Below are 22683 nucleotides of genomic sequence, written 5' to 3' on the forward strand. Positions count from 1 at the left end.
CGAAAACCACCAGATTCATGAGAACAGCGCTGTATTAAGATTGAAGTGTGTATCCGACGGTGGATACCAATGACGAAAGAAGTTTCGCATGACAAATATAACGCAAGTTACCGTCGCTGGTGGTGGCGTGCTAGGAAGCCAGATTGCCTATCAGACGGCCTTTAAGGGGAAGAAAGTCACTGTATACGACATTAACGATGATGCAGTGGCAGCAGCAGAGAAACGTGTCAACGCTCTGCGGGATTCCTATAAGCGGGATATCCAGGCAACCGACGAACAATTCGATGCTGGTCTGAAGAACTTGACTTTCACCTCAGATCTCAACGCTGCCGTCGCCAATGCGGACCTGGTTATTGAAGCAATTCCTGAGAAGCCGTCGATCAAGCACGACTTCTATACCAGCCTGGCCAAGGTTGCTCCCGACAAGACAATCTTCGCCAGCAACTCCTCCACCTATGTGCCCAGCACCTTCGCAGGAGACACTGGTCGCCCTGAGAAATTCCTCAACCTCCACTTCGCCAACCAGATTTGGTTGATGAACACTGCGGAAATCATGGGCAGCAGCCAGACCGATCCCGCAGTATACGAGGAAATCGTAGAGTTTGCTAAAGAAATCGGCATGGTGCCTATTGAGCTGCACAAGGAACAACCAGGCTACGTGCTTAATTCACTCCTGATGCCTTTCATGGGTGCAGGCGGCATGCTTTGGGCCCACGACATAGCCGACCCAGAAACCATTGACAAGACCTGGATGATCGCCATGGGATCCCCCAAGGGACCCTTTGCCATCTTCGATATGGTCGGACTGCGCACTGCTTACAACATCATCAGCCAGCGCCAGGGCGACAACCCCCAAGCAAAGCCCTTGCTTGAGAAGCTCAAGGCCATGATCGACGAAGGTAAGCTGGGGCAAGAATCCGGACAAGGCTTCTACCACTATCCGAATCCCGAATTCCAGGATCCCAACTTCCTGAAGGCGTGATTCAACTGACTGATTGCCCAGATGCAACACAATCTGGCCCGATACAATAGGGCCAGATTAGATAGTTCTCATATATCTCATCTGTTGGGCTAAAACTCAGTAAGAATTCATCAAGGCCCGGCGGCTCCCGTTGAGTGGATCCGCCGGGCCACACTATTAGGCAAAACCACAATCTCGATCATGAGAGATGGCTCTTATTCTTACTACTGATTTTCTAAAATGTGTGCTCTGATCACCATTGATAGCAAGAGTCGCATGGTTCTTCCTTTAATTCATTTAATAACGCTGATGACTATTCAACGCCAAGGTAGGCGCTCAGATCAGCCTTGGCCAATCGAACAATCATGATAAACCACTATAGGGCGTTATCCTGGCACAGGCATGTCAGTCTACCCTCAAACTAACAGCAAATAACCTAAGTGTTATAATGGCTGTTTATGACATTTTTCAAAAGACACTTGATAGGAGACCACTGAGGCACACAAAGACACTCGATCCGCATAACGGCCCAGAGCCCGAGAAGGAATAATGGCACAAATCGACACAAGTTCAACTGACGGATACAGTACCGACGAGAAGCAGAAGCAAAAGCAGGACAAAAAGGCTAAAGCCATCGCTAAGCGCAAGGCCAAGAAGCGCAACCAGCGGCCGCACCGGGGCTGGAGCGAACGCCTGCATCTGACCGACATCAACGTGGTGGACAGATCCACCCTCAAGCGGGCCATCGCCGGCACCGTGGTCGGCAACTTCATGGAATGGTACGACGTGGGGGTCTACGGCTACCTGGCAGTGACGATCGGCCGTGTCTTCCTGTCCGACGCATCTGATGCCGTACAGCGACTCTTCTCCCTGGGCGTTTTCGCCGTCACCTTCATCGCACGGCCCTTGGGCGGCGTGGTCCTGGGCCAGCTGGGCGACAAGATCGGCCGCCAGCGCATTCTGGCCTTCACCCTGCTGAGCATGTCCGCGGCCACTCTGCTGATCGGCCTTCTGCCCAGCTATGCGGTCGTCGGTCCCCTGGCGCCCATTCTGCTCATCCTGCTCAAGCTGATCCAGGGCTTCTCCACAGGCGGCGAGTACGCGGGCGCCTCGACCATGGTCACCGAATACTCGCCGGACCGGCACCGCGGCTTCTTCGCCTCCCTGCTGGATGTGGGATCCTACCTGGGCTACGCCTTCGGAGCAGCCTTGGTCTCCCTGCTGGAGTTCTCCATCTCCCCGCAGGCCATGCTGGCCTGGGGCTGGCGCATCCCCTTCATCATTGCCCTGCCGCTGGCTGCCATCGCGGTCTACTTCCGAGCCAAGGTCCAGGACACCCCCGCCTTCCGTCAGGCCCAGGATGCCAGCGACGAGAAGACCAAGAGCCAGCACAAGAGCCTCTTGGATCTGATCCGGGGCTACTGGCGGGAGCTGCTCATGGCCTTCATCCTAGTGGCCGCAGCCAACACCCTGAGCTACACGCTGACCGCCTACATGCCCACCTACCTGTCGGGCACCCTGCACTACAACACGGCCCAGGCCAATCTGCTCTCCCTGCCGGTCCTGCTCATGGTGGCCTTCTGCATCCCCATCACCGGAGCCCTCTCCGACCGCTTTGGCCGCAAGAAGGTGCTGTTCATGGGGGCATTCACTGGACTCTGCCTGTCCCTGCCGGCCTTCCGACTGTTGGAGCATGAGACCACGGGCGCCGTCTTCGGCGGACTGGTTCTGCTGGCCATCCCGGTCATCTTCTTCGTGGCCAACCTGGCCTCCACCCTGCCGGCCCTCTTCCCCACTGCCTCCCGTTACGGCGGCATGGGACTGTCATACAACCTGGCCGTAGCGGTCTTCGGCGGGACCGCACCCGTCATCATGGAGGGGCTGGTGACCGCGACCGGCAAGTCCCTGGCGCCCGCCTACTGGATCATGTTCACCTCGACCTGCGGTCTGATCACCGTGCTCTTCCTGGCGGAGACCGCCCGGCGCCCCATGCCCGGCACCCTGCCCACCGTGCTCAACCGGCAGGAAGCACGTGACCTGGTGGCCACCCAGGACCGCAATCCCGACCTGGACGTGAAGACCATCATCAAGGATGCCGAGGAGAGCGGGGTCCGCAAGACGCCGAAAAAGCTGGCTGCCGAGACACGCAAACTTCTGGGCATCCCCCGCTCTGGAGACAAGAAAGCCCGTGAGGCAAAGCAACCGAAAGATGCTGAACCCTCAACGAAACCCGCGAAGTCATAGCACTCCGTGAATCTGACATGCTCCCTCAGCTGATGCGCCAAGGAAGGTGATCTCCTCCCAGTCAGCAAATCACCGCCAACATCCGGATCCGAGACCTTTGCCCCTTTCAGCCCATGACGACATCCCTCGGCATTCAAACGAAAAGAGTGGACGGAGTTCGTAGAAACTTCCGTCCATTCTTTCTGGCTTCAGGCCATCCGTGATTCAACTCCTACATAAGCCGCACATGATTCTTCCCTGGTGTTAGCTCCTCAAGAGGGCCGGGCACCGGGGCATCCCCACGAGCGATGCCAGTCAGGTCCCTATCTATGGCAATCGGGCTGCCATCCGGGGCCTCATACCGTTCTTCGGACATGCGCGGCGCTCCCAGCATGGCGGTGTCAACAATGCAGCAGCCCATGTGGAACATGGCCTCAGGCAATTCCCCATCCAGCCAAACAGATCCGTCACGGTCTGTTGCGACTTTGAATCTCGGATTATCCGAAACCTTGCAGGCATCGATGTCCTGAGAGCATGACTGTGCGCCATTGAGATAGACGTTGCGGTCAATATAGGCAGGCTGCTTCACTCGTTCGAAAAGCTCAAGGTCCCCCGGACCATGAGCATGAACCAGGTCCCGGTACTCGTCCATGCTGCCTGGGCACCCCTCATAGGTCTCTGTCCCCCTGGTAGTCACCCCAGGCAGATAAGCTTCTCCTCCCACAAATATGTTCTGATAGATCCGGTCGTCGCCTCCATAGACGCAGGCCGTGCCAGCGACAGTGGTCGAATGCGGCAAATGGTAGGGAGTGAACCGGTCGAGGACATCGCGGCGCTGGGCGGACCCGCAGAACAGGTTGTGCACAAAAGCGGTGCCCTGTGCCACATTGTCCAAGTTGTATGCCGAGGCGAACACATTGTTGTCGACCAGGCAGGGGCCGTGAGTGACTTCAATCATAAAATCACGGATATTGTCATTGAAAACATTCGAACTCACCCGCGTCCCCTGGGCCTCCCAATCCAGCCAGATTCCCAATGTGGAGTCATGGATGTGATTATGCCTGATAATCACATCGATTGCGGTATGCAGTTTGATGCCGGCTATCTCATGGCCGAAGAACTCATGTTTATTGCCAATATCATGGATGTCATTGTCCTCAATCACCGAACGGATGCAACCCAGATGCCCGACGACTCCATTCTGGCCACAGTCGTGGATATGGTTATTGCGCACGAGATGCGAACCGACGGTCTCCATATCCCACCCGGCATGGCGAGCGCGGAAAACCGTTTCCAATTGCGTCTGATACCCAGGCTTGTACCCCCACCGGGTGGATTCGCTGTCACCCGTGGACCAGTCCTTGCCCAGCGAAACTGCGCTGCACCTGGCGTCATGCAGATCATTTCCCTCAATGACCCATCCCTTTGACCAGTGGGTGCCGATCAGACCCTGCTGGTCACCCGTGGGGGGAGCCCATTGGCAGGCAGCCTGGGCCATCTCGAACCCGGTTACTGTTATGTAGTTGATGCCGGTACGCAATGGGTAGAAGCAGGTCGGGCGCACATTGATCTCCACCAGACTGGCGTTCGGATCATACCCTTGGAAATTCGCCCAAATGCAGGTTGTCCGATCCCCGACCTGTGCATACCACTGATAGACCGTATCCTCTGGATGAGCCACCGGCTCCTCCTCCTTGACCCAGTCGGGTCCGAAACCGGTCTTGCGCATCTGGGGATTGCGCACCGACTCCACGTCCGGAGCCTGGTACATCGACTTCCCATTGATATAGACCTCGCCGAGAGTCATATTCCATGTACTCGGCCGTTCCAGCCAATCACCTTTCAGAGGGGTTGCAAAGGGGTTGAAGCTTCCGAACAAGCTGTTGTCGATTTCGGCCGTCCACACTGAATTCCCACGATCCTGCCAGCAGTTGACGCGCTCTGAACCCTTGATCACCGGATGCTCGCCGGGAGCGGCAGTATAGGTGATCCGGTCATACCGGTCCTTGCCGCCGTTGATTGGATTCACGCTCTCCCTGTATGTGCCAGCATGCACCATGACCACATCGCCGGCCAAGGCCACATCGGCTGCCTGCTGAATGCTGCGAAAAGGCCTTTCCACGCTGCCATCGCCGCAGTCATCAGAGCCTTCCTTCACGTGCAGAACCCGGCTTCCAGTGTCTGGTCTCATTATTTCCTCCTTGAAGAGACGGGAATTAAATCAATGAACTAATTTGCACTTAGTAATTACTAAGTATATAGTAATCATCGACTCCCGACGACGGAAGCCCTCGGGATTCAGATAAAACGAAGAGAAGATAGGACTCAAAGAGGAGACTGACATGAAACAATCGGGCAAACTCATTGCAGCCATAGCATCCACGGCCATGCTACTAGGAGCCTCCGCCTGCGGTTCCCAGCCTGGAAACTCGTCAGGCAGCAAAGCGGAAGGCGCCAATTTGACAACCTGGGCCATAACGGATGCACCCTGGCACCCCATGAAGGACGCCTTCAAGGAATGGAACAAGGACCACAAGGATGCCCAGATCAGTGAGGAAAGCTTCGCCAATGACGCATACAAGGAGAAAATCCGCACTGCAGTCGGTTCAGGCAACGCCCCTACTTTCTTCCCCAGTTGGGGAGGGTCGCCGCTAACCGACTACGCCAAGAGCAAGGCAATCACCGACCTGACCCCAGAGCTCAAGACCGATATTCAGAGCAAGGTGCTTGACTCGGTTTCGGCGGAGGCCTTCAGAGACGGCAAGCTCTATGCCGTACCCACCGGACCGGTTCAGCCTGTTCTGATTTTCTACAACAAGAAAGTGCTCAAGGAGGCGGGCATCGACTCGGCCCCACAGACCTGGGACGAACTGGTCGCCGATGTTTCAGCACTGAAAGCCGCCGGCAAGACCCCCATCTCCCTGGCGGGTGGCAGCAAGTGGCCATACTTAATGTGGGCCGCATACCTTGTTGACCGCATCGGAGGCCCTGAAGTCTTCAACAATGTGCTCAAGGGCAAGAAAGACGCCTGGAGCGATCCTGCGGTGACCAAGGCCATGGGGATGATTCAGGAGCTGGTCAAGGCAGGCGCCTTCGGCGATTCCTACCAGTCCCTGACCGCCGATGACAGGAAAGACACTGCACTCATTACCACTGGGCAGGCGGGCTTTGAACTCATGGGGTCCTGGGTGTATACGGACCTGATCAGCATCAGCAAGGACTTCACCGCCAAGGATCTGGGCTATGTTCCTTTCCCGACCGTCAAGGACGGCAGGGGCGACCCCAATGACCTGACAGGAAATCTGTCAAACTACTGGCAGCTTTCGTCAAAGGCTAGCAAGGAGCAGAAGAAGACCTTCGTAGACTTCGTCAAGGCCAAGAACTATTCCGACACCATGGTCGATGCCATGCTCAAGCAGGGGCAAATCCCCCCAGTGAAGAACATTGATTCCAAGGTCAAAGCCACGGACGATGGTTCAGGCTACTACCTCTGGCTGTACCAGGCCGCAAAAAAGGCGCCAAACTATCAGCTCTCCTGGGATGTTGCGCTTCCCTCTGAACAGAGCCAGGCCATACTGAACAACCTGGAGCAGGTGTTCCTGAACACCATGTCTCCTGATCAGTTCGTATCGGCGATGAACAAAACGATCAAATAGCTCCCAAGGTACAAACAAGCTATGAGAGGAGCGCTATGAGGAAAACACATCAAAGGGGCACGGAGAAGACCCTGCACAAGGGACCGTCATTATGGTACGCCTTGCCGGCCCTGCTGCTGTTCGGTCTATTTGCGGCAATTCCCCTGGTAGGTGTAGTCATCCTGTCCCTGACCAACTGGGACGGACTGGGAGCGGTTACATGGAATGGCATCGGCAACTGGATCAGAATGCTCCATGACCCGCTGGTGCTCAACGGTCTGAAGCTCACTGTGATACTCACCGTTGTCAGCTGGCTGGTGCAAACCCCCATCTGCATCCTTTTGGGGGTCTTCATGGCAGGAAAGCAGCGGTACAGGGCCTTCCTGTCAGTATTCTACTTCATTCCGCTCCTCTTCTCGTCCACTGCGGTCGCCATAGCCTTCAAGAACCTTCTGGATCCGCAATTCGGCCTTGGGAAGGCTTTGGGGTGGAAGTGGCTCGCACACAACTGGCTGGGCGATCCCAACACCGCCCTCTGGACCCTGATCGTTGTGGTTTCCTGGTGCTTCATACCATTGCATTCGCTGCTCTATCAGGGTGCAGTACGGCAGATACCCCAAAGCCTGTATGAGGCAGCCATGCTGGACGGAGCAGGGACTGTACGCCAGTTCTTCTCCATCACCCTGCCGCAGATCAAATATACCTTTGCCACCGATTCGACCCTGATGATTGTGGGATCGCTGACCTATTTCGATCTGGTCTATGTCATGACCGCAGGCGGGCCGGGAAATGCCACCCGCATTCTTCCCCTGGACATGTATCTCAAAGGTTTCAAGAGCTATGACATGGGCGGGGCGAGCGTCGTGGGGGTCGTCATCCTCGTCATGGGCATTGCCATATCGCTCCTGCTCAACAAGCTATCGGGTTCCGACAAGATGGAAAGCCAGATGGAGGGAGTCTGATGATCAGGATCAAAGGAAAGCAAATCAACATCGTCGGAGGACTCTTGGGCTGGGTCTGGCTGGCCGTCGTGGTAGTGCCCGTATACTACATTCTGGTAACGTCAGTCCGGAATCAGAACGATATGTTCTCCCAAAACCTGCTTTCGTTGCCAAGCCATATCACTTTTGGCGCATATCGGAAAGTCTTCCAGAATCACTTCCTCAGGTACATCTGGAATTCGGTCTTCGTCACGGTCGTCACCGTAGCCATAATTCTGCTGGTCACCTTCATGGTGGCTTACATGATCGTGCGCAGAAACGACAAGTGGTCCCGCCGAGTCTACAAGTTCATCATCACCGGCCTGGCCATTCCCATGCAGGCCGTGATCATCCCAGTGTATTACCTCATTATCCGCATTGGCCTCTATGACACTTTGTGGGCCTTGATCCTGCCGTCAGCAGCCTTTGCGATTCCCATCTCGGTAATGATATTGACCAACTTTCTGAGAGATATACCCCAGTCTCTTTTCGAAGCCATGTCAGTGGACGGGGCCAGCGAGTTCATGACCATGACGAAGCTTGCCATTCCTATGGTCAGGCCCGCAATTGTCACAGTAGCTATCTATGACGGCCTGAATGTCTGGAATGGTTTTCTCTTCCCGTTGATTCTGACCCAGTCTGCAGATAACCGCGTGATACCCCTGTCGCTCTGGCTTTTCCAGGGGCAGTTCACTGTAGATACACCTGGAATACTCGCAGCAGTGGTTCTTTCGGTGCTGCCGATCCTGACGGCCTACATCTTCGGCCGCAAACAGATGGTCGCAGGCTTGACAGCCGGGTTCAGCAAATAATCCTCAAGGCAGCCCAGTGGAAAGAACAGATCGGGGCCAAGCGGAACGGTTTTCCGCTTGGCCCCGATCTGTCCAGACGATGCATTGCCGGTTGACGAATTATCCTGATATAAGTGGTTGCATCAAGTACATTGAATACAGATACAATGCTGTTGGTATACGTCGACTTTCTCAGGGGGATGACCAATGAATAGGCGAAAGCGTTCTACTTCGTCACCGCGAATGTCGGCCGACCAACGCAGGACAAGTATCCTGAAGTCAACCATCGCTTGTATTTCCAAGTTCGGCTTCTGGGGGTTCACCATACGTGACGTGGCGGAAGCTGAGGGAATGACTGAGGCAGGACTTCTGTACTACTTCAAATCCAAAGAGGAACTGCTCGTCAAAACCCTGGAATATGCCGATATCATCAACGCCGAGGCCATCGCCAAGCGCCTTGGAATCAGCGAGGAAACCGATATTTCAGATGGGCTGTGCTACCACGGTAATTTCAGCCTCAAGACCCTGACCACTGCGACTGTGGAGGTGAACGTCTCCCGACCGCAATTGGTCAGTCTCTATATCGTCCTTCAAGGCGAATCCCTGGAAGACAAGCATCCCGCCCACCAGTTCTTCCTCGATCGCGAGCAGAAGGTTCTTCACGATTATGCCTACGTTGCCAAGAGGGACAGGCTTGAGAACCCCGATCGAATAGCCCTGCAAACGCTCAGTGCCATGGATGGGCTCCAGCTGCGGTGGCTGACAGGCGGTAAAACCATGGATTTTGTTGATGAATGGAAACGCTTCATCAACATCATCATTCCCGACTGATCCATAGCCACGATTAGTGACAGAAGCGCCGCAACATCAGTATCAAGCCGGATGATTCACCAAATCGCGCTCGATCCAGGCCATGACCAGCTTGGCCAGGGCATCCACCTCAGCATCGGTCAGAGCCCGGCTGCGCGGGATGCGGTGCCAGCGCTCGATGCACCCCCGGCAGCAGGTGGCCGTGGCATGCTGGGCCGTGAAGACCGGATGTCCGCGGTAGGGGGTCTGCTTGCCGTCCTTCAAAGGGTGGGCAGGCCCCACACGCTTGGCCAGCATCTCGTGGGCGTGGCGGTCGATGGTATCCCTGCCCTTGGCGCGGGCGTAGGCGCGGTCCTTGGCCGAAAGGGAGAAACCGGACCGGAAGCGCGAATGCCCCAATCTGGCAAGCGTGTGCTGAATCCAGGCCTCATCTGCCCCGGCCGACGCTGATCCGCTGCTGGTCATTTCCCGCTCGCCTCCATGTTCTGCCTTACCAAAGAGTCTGTACCCAGGCAAGGTTTCCCATGCGGAATAATTCACTGAACATGACACTGATAGGGACCAGTGTCAGGGGTAGGGTGAAGACAGTACTTGTATCCACTAACTACCAGACCCGCCATGTTCGGTCATGTCCGGGTCACACAAGGGGGCTTCATGGCCAAAAGCAAGATGACTGTAGCCGAGATGATCGGGCTCTTCCTCACCCCTGACGCGCCTGTGCAGGTGACCGCCTTCGATGGGTCGGTCTTCGGGCAGGACCAAGCGCCGCTGCATCTGGAAGTCAAGAATTCCCGTGCCATGTACTACATCACGGAAAATCCCAACGACCTGGGTCTGGCCCGCGCCTACCTGCAGGGCGATCTGGATTCCCCCGAGCTGCTGCCAGGCAACCCCTACCAGGTCCTCAAGGAACTGATGGGCCTCAAGCACTTCGTCAAGCACCCCAGCAAGATGGAGCTGGCCCGGGCAGCTGCGGCCGTCTTCTCACACGGGGTGCGCGTACCCGAGCCACCGGCCATCGAGGGGCCCTCCCTGGCCAAGCGACTGACTGAGGGCATCCGTCCCCACACCCGCCGGGGCGACGCAGCCACCGTCAGCTACCACTACGACCAGTCCAATGACTTCTACCGGCTCTTCCTGGGCTCCTCCATGACCTACACCTGCGCCGTCTTCGAGAAGGCGGACGACAGCCTGGAAGACGCTCAGTGGCACAAGCTCAACATGGTCCTGGACAAGATGCACTTGAACGAGGGCGACCGTCTGCTGGACGTGGGCTGCGGCTGGGGCTCCATGGAGATCGCGGCCGCCCGCCGCGGCATTCACGTCATCGGCGTGACTCTGGCTGAGGAGCAGGTCGAGTGGGCCCAGAACTGGATCCGCCAGGAGGGCCTGCAGGATCTGGCCGAGGTCAGGCTGATGGATTACCGCGACGTGCCCGAGTCCGGCTTCGATGGCATCTGCTCCATCGGCATGATGGAGCATGTGGGCTACAAGCAGTACCCCTCCTACTTCAAGGAGATGATGGACAAGCTGCGTCCGGGCGGCATCCTGCTCAACCACCAGATCACCCGCACCAACTCCCACGACCACAAGCGGGCCGGGGGCTTCATCGACCGCTACATCTTCCCCGACGGCGAGCTGGCCAGCCCGGCCGAGATCGAACTGGCCATCCAGGACACCGGCTTCGAGGTCATCACCCAGGAGAACCTGCGTCAGCACTATGCGCTGACCCTCAAGCACTGGACCGAGAACCTCCAGGAGCATTGGGGCCAGGCCAAGCCCATGGTGGGCGAGCCCAAGGCGCGGCTCTGGGGCCTATACATGGCCGGGGCGCGGCTCAACTTCGAGCTGGACAACATTCAGATACACCAGTTCCAGTGCATCAAGCCCGATCCTGAGACCGGCACGGACACCTATCCGCTGCGCCCCTGGTGGGATCGCTAGTTGGCCTGACGCGACCGTTAACTGTATAGGTCTGAAAGGGGCGAGGAATCGAATCCTTGCCCCTTTTGTTTTCTGCTACCCGTACAACCCCCACCCCCACAGCATGCCATCACGTAGCCTGATGGCACCTTGGCGTTCCGAGGCATCGAGCACCTAGCATTGGCTACCAGAACACTCAGCCCGGTTCTCAGGACGATCTTTCCGCCGAAGCCTCCAGCCGGGCCAGATCCAAGGCCTTGTTGAAGGCGTCCGAGGTCCAGCTGGCCCCGGCCACCTTCTCCACCTTGAGGTCCTTGAGCGGGCGCCCTTGGATCACACCAGGCACAGCCCGGGCGAAGCGTTCCATGTGACCGCGCGAGATGGGCGAATCCGAATGCCCCTGGACCTGGACCCGGCTCACCTGGCCTCCCGACAGGTCCAGATCCACATCAATGGTGTCAGCCCCGTCATGTCCGTACTTGCCCGTCAGAGCGTACGTGCCGTCGTGATAGTTGCCCGTGTCAGCCGGAGCGGCCGGCAGTCCATCGCGGGAGACGGCCGTAGGCTTGCCCTCGCCCGCACTGCCGGATCCTTCCGTTGACTCTGGAGCAGAGCTGGACTCCGCACCTGACCCCGCGAACTCGTCGTCCATGGGCTTGGCCTGCTGGCTTCCGCAGCCGCCCAGGAGAGAGCCGACCGCCACCAGGATCGCCAGGGTTGCCGAGGCCGTGACCAGTCCCCGAGACCTGCTTGTAGCCATTTCAACGCCCTCCTTCTGCATCAGCAGCCGATCCCGGCAGGGAGCCGCCGGTCTTGGCCGTCTTGGTGGGGTCATGGAAGCCCACCGGAATATCCTGGTCCCCTGGATCGCCAGGGGCACCACTGAATGCCGGACGACCTCCGGCTGCCAGGTAGGCCCGCTTGGCCTCCTCATCGTTCCACTGCTCGCCGGCCAGCACCCCGTGGTTGAGCATGATTTCCCGCTGGGCGCACGAGGCCACCAGGGCATCGTGGGTGACCACGATCAGGGAGGTCCCCTGATCATGCAATTGCCGGAAAAGGTCCAGCACGATCCGCTCATTGGCCTCGTCCAGGTTGCCAGTGGGCTCGTCAGCCAGGATCAGCTTGGGCTCGTTGATCAGCGCCCTAGCCACGCAGACCCGCTGCTGCTCGCCGCCCGAAAGCTGGCTGGGCAGATGGCGGGCCCGATCCGCCAGACCAACCCGGTCCAAGGCCTTCATGGCCTGGTCCTCGTCCACCACTGAGTGGTAGTACTGGGCCACCATGACGTTCTCCAGGGCGGTCAGATGCGGGACCAGGTAGAACTTCTGGAAGACCAGCCCGATCACGTTCTTGCGCACATCGGCCAGCTGGGACTGGCTCAAATCCTCCAGCGGCCGCCCCTGCAGACGGACCGAGCCCCGGCTGGGGGTGTCCATGCAGCCCAGAATATTCATCAGTGTGGTCTTGCCTGAGCCGGAGGACCCCACCACGGCCAGCCACTGGCCCTGCGGGACGCTCAGGTTGAGATCGTCCAGAGCGTGCAGATCGCCGTAGATCTTGGATACATGGTCCAGGTCCAGCAGCATGCCGCCGCCCGACGGGGACTCGTTCGCCTTTGCCTGCGTCATTGTCATTCCTCCCTCAAAACCAGGGCCGGGTCGATACGCGAAGCCCGGAGCACCGGCCGGATGGATGCGATCATGGATATGGCCACGCTCAGCAGGACCGTGCCCAGGGCCAGCCACCAGTTGAAGCCCAGCGGCCGCTGGAAAACGGACAGGCAGAGCAGCCGGGCGAAGCCATAACCCAAGGCGGTGCCGATCAGACCTCCAGCCAATCCGTAACAGGCCGACTCCGCCAGGAACTCCATAGCTATCCCCCGCGAGGATGCACCCAAGGCCTTACGCAGGCCGATCTCGCTGCGCCGCTGGGAGACAATGGAGGCCATGGTGGTCCCCACGCCCACAAAGGTCAGGACCAGCACCACCACCGAAACCAGCCAGAAGAGCGACTGGAGCATGGCGATGGTATGGCTGTCGCCCGCTGTGATCCTGGTGACCGGTCGGGCCTTGACCCCCATGGAGGTCATGTCGTTGATGCTGGCAGCGATGGTCTTCAGCCCCGAAGTCATGGTGTTGACCGAGTATTCGATGACATCGGTGCCCCGCTTGGCCCCGGTCAGGAGCTCCAGATCGGCCAGGTCGGCGTAGATGATCCGGTCTTCGGGGCCGCCGGTATCGACGATGCCTCCCACACGAAAGTCTCGCCCCTGACCTCCGGTCTTGCCGGTGCTGGTGGCCTGGCTGGCCGGGTAGCCGATGGTCATCTGCTTGCCGGTGGTCAGCCCCAGGGAATCTGCCAGATCCCGCCCCACCATGACTGAACCGGGCTGCGGCCAAGATCCCTCCACACTCCAGTGACGGTTGAGCTGACGCACCTGGTCGGGGTGGATGCCGGCCATCTCGCGGGCCCCGGCATTGACCTGCACCGTCTCATATCGATAAGTGGCATACCGGGCCGGGGCCTTGGCGGTCACCATATGAGTAGTGTGATCCACCATGCCCTGCTCGATGCCGGAGCCGGACCTATTGCCCCCCTGGATGGGCGAGACGACCAGGTTGGCTCCGTAGGAGCGCATCTCCTGGTTGATCTGCCTGGGGGCCTCGATGCAGACCGCCGCCAGGCAGAAGAGGGTGGCCGCACCCACCAGGGAGGCCACCACGGCCATCAGGGCCCGGCCCCTACGACGGAAGACGGCCCCGAAGAGCATGGTCAGGAACATGCGGGTGTTGGTCATATGGCTTGTATGGCGATCAGCGGCCATGAAGTACCTCCGCCGGCCGAAGCCGCAGAATCGATCTGATGGACGAAATAGACGCCAGCAGCACGGTCAGGGCCAGCAGCACGAAGACCAGCACGAAGACCATGGGCCTCATGGTGATGCCCGAGCCGAAGACCACTCTGCCCACAATCTGTGCCACTCCGGAGCCCAGCAGGGCGCCGACCAGAGCCCCAGCCAAGGCGATCAGCGCCGTCTCGGCCAGCACCAGTCGGGACACGGCCCCGTCAGTGGCGCCCAAGGCCTTGAGCAGGGCAAACTCCGAGGACCTCTCGGATATGGAGGATGCCATCAGATTGGCCACGGCGATGGCTGCCGCCAGCAGGCTGAGCACAGTCATCAGGATCATGACCGCCTGGGTCTTTTGCAGAACATCGCCCTGCAGGGCTGCCACCTGTCTGACCTGCTTGGCCATGGACCCGGGGATGGCCTCCTCGATCTGGTAGGCAATAGAGGAGGGGTACGCCGTGCAGTACCAGGTCTCCCACTCGTCCTGGGAGAGGGCAGCTGGGTTTCGTGCGGCCTTGCGGGCCAGGTCGTTCTCGGGCGTGGTCAGGGCCTTGACCTCCACCTGGTCGATCTGATCGGTCAGGCCGGACATCTCCTGCAACGGCTTGGTAGGCAGATAGAGGGAGGAAGCATCCGAATCACCAGAGTCGAAGATGCCCACAACGGTGACGGTCCGCTGCTGATTACCCAGGCCGACCTTGACCTGGTCGCCAACCTGACGGCCACCCAGTCGTGCAGCCAGCTCCTTGCCCATCATGGCCTCAGACTTGCCGCCGGATACGGCCCCATCCTTGGGCCAACGTCCTTGAACCTTCCACCAGGGCCGAAGGCCTTTCAGACCTGCAGTGCTGCTCTCGCCGCTGTCGACCTTGACGCTCCGACCGAACCAGGTGCCCACCAGGGGGGCGCCGACCTGGTCCACGGTGCCACGAAGGTCCAGGCGCGGAGCAAAGTCGGTGATGTTGTAGGCCCAGAAGATGGTCTTGATCTTGGGCACCTGGGATTCCTTGAGAAAGGCGGTCGGCATTGACTCGTCGCCTGAGGGACCGCCCTCCTGGTCGCCGTAGAGGTCGGAGACCACAGCATCCGCCTTGGCCTGGACCGTGATGTTGGATCCGTAGGTGGACAGTTCCGCGTTGAGCTTGTCGCCCACGTCGAAGACCACCCCCAGCATGGCCGTGGCCACGCAGGCCGACAGGCAGACCGTGACGGCGATGAGCATTCTTCGCCCGAACTGGCGGCTGAATGACCGCAGCATCATTCGCATGAAGAACATAACAACCGCTCCTTCCTTCTCTCAGCTCTTGAAGTGCGAGGACAGGGCATCCAGATCGGCGGTGCTGATCAGTATGGCCCCTCGGCCTGTCTTGTAAGGCAAGGGAACGGGATTGCAGCCGCCCTTGAACCCGATGGTGGCCAGGTTGATGGCTACGTCGCACTTCTTGCAGATAATCTTGCCGTCTTTTTCGTAGTAGCCCGCATCCCCGCAGTTATCGCAGGCATCCAGCCCTACCCCGTAGGCTGCGCCATTCTTGCGGATGATGATGAAGCGCATCTCGGTGCCGTCCTTGGCCCGGTAGCTGAATCGATGCAGGTGGCCATCCTCCACCTGGGAGAAACGGATGGTAGCCGTATCGGAGGTCAAGGAATACTTCTCCGGAGGCGAGAGCACAGGCACCTGGTGGGCCTTGGCGGTACCCACCGTCAGGGCCAGGGTGACGCCGATCATGGCCACCAGGCTCCAGACCGCCGATGCCAGGGCCCGTCGGCGGAAGGCCCGGTGGCTGCGGTCGTCGGCTGTGGAGGCTCCGGTCACCGGCATGCGCCAGCCTGCAACCAAGCAAGCCAGGACAGGAATGATGAAGACCAGGACCTGGGCAAGAACCAGGATCAGGTCGGCGTTGTATCCCAGGGCCATGATCCGGAAGGCCCAGCCGTGCAGAAGAACCAGGCCGGTCGTCTGCATCAGGGCCACCAAGGCTACGCCGTGCCGGACCAGCAGCAGGACCACCATGAGCAGGGCGGCCAGACGGAAGGCTATCCGGGGGCAGGAGGTATGCATGGTCCTCAGAATGGCAGCCACCGTCACAGCGGCAGCCAGACCCAGGAGGAAGCCCAGGGCCCGCAGGAGCATGGCCGAGGTCAGCACCGGCTCCCCCGGCTCCACAAAGGCCGTAAGCTGCAGGATGACATCAGGCAGGGCTCGGAAGGCGGTCAGGGCTATGGCCAGGGCTGCCAGAGCGTTGGCCAGATCCATGGCCCAGGGGCGGCGATGCCAGTCTGAAACCAGCCGGTCGGCGGCCAGCACCACCGCGATGGCCGCCAGATCGGCCAGAACGCAAGCCACCAGGGTCGGATAGTTGACCATGGTCCGGCGGTTGATGATCACGGTGGCGCGCAGGAGGGCAAAGACCAACGCCCCCAGCACGCCGACCCCCAGGCCAATCAGTCGCCAGGAGGAGGAGCGGGGCCGATCGCGGCCCTCGCCAACCCCCAGAAGCACGCTGAAAACCATGACCAGGAGGGCCGGGGCCAGCGTCCCCGGCAAGACCGTGACAAATTGTTCAAGCATGGTGCATGGCAGCTTACCACTGGTGGGGCGTGTAGTCCCAGTCCCAGCTGACCACGATGGGCTCGGTCCAGAAGTGTCCCTTCACGCCGGTCTCCGGGTCGACGTGCAGCATCCAGCCCTTCTTCTCAGGAGAGTCGATGGAATAGGTCAGCTTGTAGGATCCGGCCTTCTCCATCTTGATGTTGGCCCCGTAATGCGGGCCATCCGAGGCGTTCATCTGCATGAAGGTGCCAGACTGCTTGTCGTTGGGGTCATCCTTGTTCTGAATGGTGTAGTTGACGGTCAGATCCGGAACGAACTCGCCCTTGGCATAGCCCAGGTTGTTGTTGGGCAGGGCGTGGATGTCAGCCTCCAGGTGCAGGCTGGCATCCGCTGCCTTCAGCCCCATGGAGGCGGGCTCCATGTCGATGGGCTGGAAGAAGACCGTGCCGATGTTCAGGGGGCCCTTCTGCTGATCGTCGGGCGGGATGGGGATCTCCTCGAACCCGGCCCCCTTGCCCGCCGAAGACTGGGAGGCACCGGAGGCCTCAGGCGCTTGGGCCTCACGGGTGCCTGACCCGCTGGAGCCGCACCCCGCCAGGGCCAGGGTGCCTGAGAGCACCAGCGCGACCAGGGCGGTCAATTGTCTCTTCTTCATGATTGTCCTTCGCTCTTTGGTGTTTGCATGGATGCCGTGACCTCAGAGGGCACAGCTCCTTCGGCGGCCTGCTCGGTTTCCGTCTGAAGAACGGTTGCCGACGTCGACCCGCCGGAGTCCTGATTCGACCGTGACAGCTCCTGCTTGTGCAGGCGGTGGGTCGACACAATTGCCAGCACGACCACGACCAGGGCCGCCAGAATCTGGGCGCCGATGGTCTGCGTGTAGGGATACAGCCCGATCCAGTCGCTGGTGGGCACACCGGGCAGATAGGTGGCCGGCACCAGGTCGCCCTCGATCAGGGCATGTACGCCGCCCCCGGCGAAGATGACCACCATGACCGCCATGAGCAGGCTGGTGATGATGAAGAAGGGCCGGATGGGGATCTTGACCGAGGTGAAGCGGATGAGCACGAAGACGATGACCAGGACCACGGCGGCAGCTGCAAAACCGGTCCAGATCTCCCGTGAGCCGCCAGGGGCCATGGCGAAGATGGCCTGGTAGAACATGACCGTCTCAGCCCCCTCCCTGAAGACCGCCAGGAAGGAGAGCAGGGCCAGGGAGATCACGCTGCCCTTCGAGATGGCCGCCACCGTCCGGCTTTGAATGTAGTGGTTCCAGGATTCCACAGAGGACTTGGACAGCATCCAGTTGCTGGTGTAGAGCAGCATGAGCATGGCTACCAGGGCCACCACGCCCTCCAGGATCTCCTGCTGGGGACCGTTCCCGTTGAAGAGCAGGGTGAAGAGCAGGGCCACCAGCCCGCTGGCCACCAGACCTGCCGCAATGCCCCAGTAGATGTGCCGAACCTTGTCTTTATGGCCGGCCTTGACCAGGTAGGCGATGATGGCCGCTACCACCAGGATGGCCTCCAGACCCTCCCTCAGCAGAACCACGAAAGCCTGGCCGAAGGCGGAAGTCAGGAAGGACGTCCACCCATTGACCTGGTCTGCGGCGCCCCCGTCCAGAGTGGCTGCGTCCTCGACCAGCATGCTCTTCAGGTCGTTCACCAGGGTCTTGGCCGGTTTGCCGGCCACCATGGCCATCCGGGTCTCCTTGAACTGGTATTCCACCTGAGAGACCCTGTTGCCACTGATGGCGTTCATGACGTTCTTCTCGAAGCCCAGCTTTTCGTAATACTGGTAGTAGGCCTTGTTGACCAGGTCGGATCCCGCCTGGCCTTGTCCCTTGGAAGCCTGGGCGAGCGCCTGATCCAGAATGGGCGTCATCTCGTGGGCCACCTGGGTCCAGGTCCGGTCGCCCTTGCCGGTGTTCCGATGCTTCTTGGCTGCGTCCAGCCGTCGACGATCCGCCTTGATCTGCTCTTGCTGGGCCTTGGCGTAGGCACGGGGATTGGCCAGCCCTTGGGTGGCATCCAGCTGGGTGGCCGCAGCAGCCAGATCGGCCTTGAGCTTTTCACTGCCCTGGGTCAGGGCCTGCCCGGCATCCGGGGCATAGGCCTGATTCTGCAGGGCCTGGAACTGCCCATCCAGAGCGTTGCGCCTATCCTGCCCCAGGGTCGACTCGACCACCGAGACGAATCCGGATCCCACATAGCTTACGTTGTAGGCCCCCATGAATTGCGAGGCCGCCCCGGCATGATCCCCCCGGGCATAGTCCTCACACCCTCTATCCAACTGATGGGATACTGAGCCAGCCACCTGGGCCCAGCTGTCATAATCCGTGGCTCCGCTCGCCGCCATGGCCGACTGCGGGGTCTGCAGGACCAGGAATATCAGGGCCAACAGCAGGCATGAGAGCAGGGAGCCAGCGGTCCTGGCCACTCGTGTCCTGCCGACCTGTGCAACCATGGGTGATGATCTCCTTCGTCAGTCCCTCGTAATCGAACCTGCGAGAAACGAGGGCCGATTTGACAACTACCGAAAATCAATCTAGCTCAAGCACAAGTGGAAAAACAGACTTGTTTATAGTGTTTTGAGGCCATATAATGCGCCCGCGCTCGCAGACGGTCAGTCGCCCGGCAACGGCTCACCCCTGTGCTTCCACAGGCAGATGCCGCCGAAGACCAGCAGCCAGACCAATCCCAGTATGGCTGGATACCTGGTGTCGGGAGCCAGGAAGAGCGAGAGGTAGATCAGGACGAAGAAGGCGATGGCAACGGCTCCAGTCACCCGGTAGGCCGGCATGACGAACCCGTCAGGCATGAAGTCCGGGCTGGTCCGGTAGCGGCGGTGAGCAAGCAGGGTCAGAATGTAGATGAAGATGATGACCGCGCTCGAGCAGGAGGTGAACAGGACGAAGGTGTTCTCGAAGCCGGGCAGCAGATGTAGCACCGGGGATAAGAGGATCAACACCCCAGACAGAATGATGGCCCGGGCGGGCACCTTGCCGCGGCGCGAGATCGTATGCAGGCTGCGCATCACCGGAGAGTGGCCGGCGGCGGCCAGCTGGAAGAGGTTGCGGCCGGCGGAGTAAAGCAGGGAGTTCAGTGAGGAACTGGCTGCCGTGATGACCACGAAGAAGACCAGGGCGGCCGCCCAGTCGACGCCGGCGTAGCGGAAGACCATGACGAAGGGCGAGGTGAAGCTGCCGTCGGCGTTGGGGCGGAAGGAGCGCCAGGGCACGATCAGCATGATGGCGACCAGGGCGCCCACGTAGAAGATCAGCACCCTCAGGATGATCTGGTTGATGGCCTTGGGCAGGACCTTGCGGGGATTCTGGGTCTCGGAGACGGTGACCCCCACGAATTCGATCATCTCGTAGGCGAAGAAGACCATCTGGAAGCTCATGAAGAAGGCCATCCACCCGTTGGGCGCCATGCTCAGGCCGGTGGTGATGTTGTCCAGGCCCGCATGACCGGCCGGGCTGATCCGATCCTGGCCCGGCATGCGAACGGCCGGATAGTGGAAGCCCATGATGACCATGACCACGGCCGTGGCGATCATGGCCAGGATCAGGGTGATCTTGATCATGGAGAACCAGAACTCGGTCTCCCCGAAGACCCGCACGGCAATCAGGTTGATGCACACCATGGCCGCCAGGAAGCAGAGCTCGATCAGACCCCGCCAGGCACTCAGATCAATGCCGAAGGTGCCGAAGAAAGTGACGAAGTAGGTGCCCACGGCAGTCAGCTCGGACATGCCGATCAGGATGAGCACGATCCAGTAGGACCAGCCGGCGAAGGACCCCCACCCCTGGCCCAGGTAGCGGCTGATGAAGGCGATGAAGGTGTGCTGGACGGGGCTGCGATACATGAGCTCGCCGATGGCCCGCATGAGCAGGTACATGATCAGCCCCACCCCGATGTAGACCAGGATGATGGAGGGACCGGTCAGGGCTATGGACTTGCCCGACCCCAGGAAGAGCCCGGTGCCGATGGTGCCGCCGATGGCGATGAACTGTACATGACGGTTGCTCAGACCGCGTTCCATGCCGTCGCCTGCCGAGGCGCTGTCACCTTGATTCTGCTGTGCCAAAGGGCCATTGCCCGTACGGTTCATGCGACTGCACCTCCTTGTCTTCACAACCCATTACTTATCGCCGTCCAGAAAGGGATATCCCATCAAGGCCGGTAGGACAGCAATACCACAGAGGTGTCGATAACCGGGAGCAGACGGCAGGCACCGACGCCCATGGTAGGACCTGACGGTCACCATCCGGTGAATTGACCGTCTCATATGACGGACGCTTCTGTTCCACAATGCAAAGGCATACTCATTCCGCTCGGACCGGCTCCTATAGGGTTGGCCCTGTCAGCCGGTCACATTCAGCTGACCACTACCACCTAAGGAATGACATCCCCATGGATCAACCCAAGGAGTCGCAGGGCAAGAACCTGCGCAAAACCCTGAAGAACAGGCACATCCAGCTCATCTCGCTGGGCGGCGCCATCGGAACGGGACTCTTCTACGGGTCCGGGGAATCCATCTCATTGGCAGGGCCGGCCATCATCATCGCCTACCTGATAGGCGGTCTGGCCATCTTCATGATCGTCAGGGCCATGAGCGAAATGAGCGTGGAAGACCCCAAGTCCGGCGCTTTCAGCTACTACGCCACCCGCTACTGGTCCAAGCGGGCAGGGTTCGTTTCTGGGTGGAACTACTGGATGAACTACGTGCTGGTATCCATGGTTGAGCTGTCCGTGGTGGGCACCTTCGTCAACTTCTGGTTCCCGGCAATCCCCGCCTGGGTCTCTGCGGCCTTCTTCCTGGTAGTCATCACGGCCGCCAATCTGATGGGAGTCAGCAAGTTCGGCGAGTTCGAGTTCTGGTTCGCCATCATCAAGATCGCGGCCATCATCGCCATGATCATCGGAGGTCTGGCGGTCATCATCCTGGCCCTGCCCACCGCAAACGGACTGCGGGCCTCCTTCGCCAACTGGTTCACTGTAGGCGGCGGGTTCCTGCCCAATGGACTCATGCGGCACGGGGCCAATGGCCAGTGGACCGGTCTGCTCATGTCGCTGGCGGTGGTCATGTTCAGCTTCGGCGGCACCGAGCTCATCGGCATCACCGCCGGAGAGGCCTCCGATCCCCGTCGGACCATCCCCAAGGCCACCAACGCCATCATCTGGAGGATTCTGGTCTTCTACATCCTGACGCTTGGGGTGATCATGGCCGTAGTCCCCTGGAATGCCATCGGCAAGCCCAACGCACAGGGCATGGTCGTCAGCCCCTTCGTCCAGATATTCGACTCGGTGGGAGTCCACGCGGCCGCAGGCATCCTCAACTTCGTCTGCCTGACGGCGGTCATGAGCGTCTACAACTCGGCCCTCTACTCCAACTCCCGCATGCTCTTCTCCCTGGCCCGGCAGGGCAATGCCCCCCGGTACCTGAGCCGCCTGTCCAAGGGCGGCGTGCCCTACGCAGGAGTGCTGACCTCGGCCTGCATCATCGCCCTGGCCGTGGTCGTGGTCTTCCTCTGGCCCCAGTTCGCCTTCAACTATCTGATGAGCATCGCCACGATCTCGGCCATCATCAATTGGTCCATGATCATGGTGACCGAGATGCTCTTCCGGCGTGCCGTGGCACGAGGCGAGGGGCCGGGCGACCTGACGGGCAAGACCGGTGAGAGCGCTGTGAACGCCCTGCACTTCAAGCTGCCCTTTGCGCGGGTGACCCCTTGGGCGGTCCTGGCTTTCCTGGCCATGATCGTGGTGCTCATGTGCTTCTCGTCCAGCTACCGGGTAGCCGTCATCGCCGGGCCCATCTGGCTGATCGTCCTTCTGACGGCCTACCAGCTGACCCAGCGACGAGCCTGAATGACGGATTGATAGGAAGAGCCAGCTGTCACTCTAGCGTGGACTGTTGTCTCTGCTCAGCATTGAGCACTATCCCCTG

Annotated in this window: 18 protein-coding genes; 8 read left to right on the forward strand and 10 right to left on the reverse strand. The window is 59.9% G+C overall.

All coding sequences use genetic code 11. The features are described 5' to 3' along the window. Window positions 1-88 precede the first annotated feature (88 nt). Together H3T92_RS03890 and H3T92_RS03895 are read left to right on the forward strand one after the other, a co-directional pair. Complete coding sequence (locus H3T92_RS03890) at window positions 89-982, forward strand: 3-hydroxyacyl-CoA dehydrogenase (protein WP_144084864.1); 894 nt, start codon at window positions 89-91, stop codon at window positions 980-982. 528 nt (window positions 983-1510) lie between these two features. Continuing rightward, the gene (locus H3T92_RS03895; protein ID WP_144084863.1) at window positions 1511-3205 is read left to right on the forward strand and encodes an MFS transporter; all 1695 of its coding nucleotides are present in this window, start codon (window positions 1511-1513) and stop codon (window positions 3203-3205) included. A gap of 211 nt (window positions 3206-3416) precedes the next feature. On the opposite strand, the gene H3T92_RS03900 is transcribed toward H3T92_RS03895, so the two are convergent. Further along, on the reverse strand, window positions 3417-5375 hold the full coding sequence (locus H3T92_RS03900) for a right-handed parallel beta-helix repeat-containing protein (RefSeq protein ID WP_144084862.1): 1959 nt from the start codon (window positions 5373-5375) through the stop codon (window positions 3417-3419). 151 nt (window positions 5376-5526) lie between these two features. Between H3T92_RS03900 and H3T92_RS03905 the strand changes: the two genes are divergently transcribed. The 4 genes from H3T92_RS03905 to H3T92_RS03920 all read left to right on the forward strand — a co-directional run bounded on the left by H3T92_RS03905 (window position 5527) and on the right by H3T92_RS03920 (window position 9421). Then, entirely contained in the window at window positions 5527-6840 is a 1314-nt protein-coding gene (locus H3T92_RS03905) for an extracellular solute-binding protein (protein WP_144084861.1), read from the forward strand. 35 nt (window positions 6841-6875) lie between these two features. Continuing rightward, window positions 6876-7781, forward strand: a complete 906-nt coding sequence (locus tag H3T92_RS03910) for a carbohydrate ABC transporter permease (RefSeq protein ID WP_144084860.1) — start codon at window positions 6876-6878, stop codon at window positions 7779-7781. A gap of 269 nt (window positions 7782-8050) precedes the next feature. Further along, the gene (locus tag H3T92_RS03915; protein WP_269751025.1) at window positions 8051-8611 is read left to right on the forward strand and encodes a carbohydrate ABC transporter permease; all 561 of its coding nucleotides are present in this window, start codon (window positions 8051-8053) and stop codon (window positions 8609-8611) included. A gap of 222 nt (window positions 8612-8833) precedes the next feature. Next, window positions 8834-9421: a TetR/AcrR family transcriptional regulator gene (locus H3T92_RS03920; RefSeq protein WP_232341901.1), complete on the forward strand. Its 588-nt coding sequence runs from the start codon at window positions 8834-8836 to the stop codon at window positions 9419-9421. A 42-nt stretch (window positions 9422-9463) separates the two neighbouring features. Here the strand turns inward: H3T92_RS03920 and H3T92_RS03925 are convergent, their stop codons facing one another. Continuing rightward, window positions 9464-9865, reverse strand: coding sequence for a DUF4186 domain-containing protein (locus H3T92_RS03925; protein WP_144084857.1), 402 nt, complete (start codon window positions 9863-9865; stop codon window positions 9464-9466). Window positions 9866-10054: 189 nt separating this feature from the next. On the opposite strand from H3T92_RS03925, the gene H3T92_RS03930 reads away from it, so the two are divergent. Continuing rightward, complete coding sequence (locus H3T92_RS03930) at window positions 10055-11344, forward strand: class I SAM-dependent methyltransferase (protein ID WP_144084856.1); 1290 nt, start codon at window positions 10055-10057, stop codon at window positions 11342-11344. A gap of 187 nt (window positions 11345-11531) precedes the next feature. On the opposite strand, the gene H3T92_RS03935 is transcribed toward H3T92_RS03930, so the two are convergent. The 8 genes from H3T92_RS03935 to H3T92_RS03970 form a co-directional block, all read right to left on the reverse strand. Continuing rightward, window positions 11532-12083 (reverse strand): FMN-binding protein, encoded by a 552-nt coding sequence (locus H3T92_RS03935; protein WP_144084855.1) that lies wholly within the window; start codon window positions 12081-12083, stop codon window positions 11532-11534. Window position 12084: 1 nt separating this feature from the next. Next, window positions 12085-12912 (reverse strand): ABC transporter ATP-binding protein, encoded by an 828-nt coding sequence (locus tag H3T92_RS03940; protein ID WP_144085191.1) that lies wholly within the window; start codon window positions 12910-12912, stop codon window positions 12085-12087. Between the two features lie 44 nt (window positions 12913-12956). Continuing rightward, window positions 12957-14123, reverse strand: coding sequence for an ABC transporter permease (locus H3T92_RS03945; protein WP_186279331.1), 1167 nt, complete (start codon window positions 14121-14123; stop codon window positions 12957-12959). Window positions 14124-14139: 16 nt separating this feature from the next. After that, window positions 14140-15450 carry an ABC transporter permease gene (locus tag H3T92_RS03950; protein WP_144084853.1) on the reverse strand — a complete coding sequence of 437 codons (1311 nt, stop codon included), beginning with the start codon at window positions 15448-15450 and terminating at the stop codon, window positions 14140-14142. A 21-nt stretch (window positions 15451-15471) separates the two neighbouring features. Next, entirely contained in the window at window positions 15472-16746 is a 1275-nt protein-coding gene (locus H3T92_RS03955; protein ID WP_144084852.1) for a DUF2318 domain-containing protein, read from the reverse strand. A 13-nt stretch (window positions 16747-16759) separates the two neighbouring features. Beyond that, window positions 16760-17383 carry an iron transporter gene (locus tag H3T92_RS03960; protein WP_110417790.1) on the reverse strand — a complete coding sequence of 208 codons (624 nt, stop codon included), beginning with the start codon at window positions 17381-17383 and terminating at the stop codon, window positions 16760-16762. After that, window positions 17380-19194 (reverse strand): FTR1 family iron permease, encoded by a 1815-nt coding sequence (locus H3T92_RS03965; protein WP_144084851.1) that lies wholly within the window; start codon window positions 19192-19194, stop codon window positions 17380-17382. Before H3T92_RS03965 ends, H3T92_RS03960 begins: the two co-directional genes overlap by 4 nt. A gap of 159 nt (window positions 19195-19353) precedes the next feature. Next, window positions 19354-20844, reverse strand: coding sequence for an amino acid permease (locus tag H3T92_RS03970; RefSeq protein WP_144084850.1), 1491 nt, complete (start codon window positions 20842-20844; stop codon window positions 19354-19356). Between the two features lie 302 nt (window positions 20845-21146). Between H3T92_RS03970 and H3T92_RS03975 the strand changes: the two genes are divergently transcribed. Next, on the forward strand, window positions 21147-22604 hold the full coding sequence (locus tag H3T92_RS03975) for an amino acid permease (protein ID WP_144084849.1): 1458 nt from the start codon (window positions 21147-21149) through the stop codon (window positions 22602-22604). Window positions 22605-22683 lie beyond the last annotated feature (79 nt).

It is taken from the genome of Bifidobacterium sp. W8112 (genome assembly GCF_016101425.1).
Classification (GTDB): domain Bacteria; phylum Actinomycetota; class Actinomycetes; order Actinomycetales; family Bifidobacteriaceae; genus Bombiscardovia; species Bombiscardovia apousia.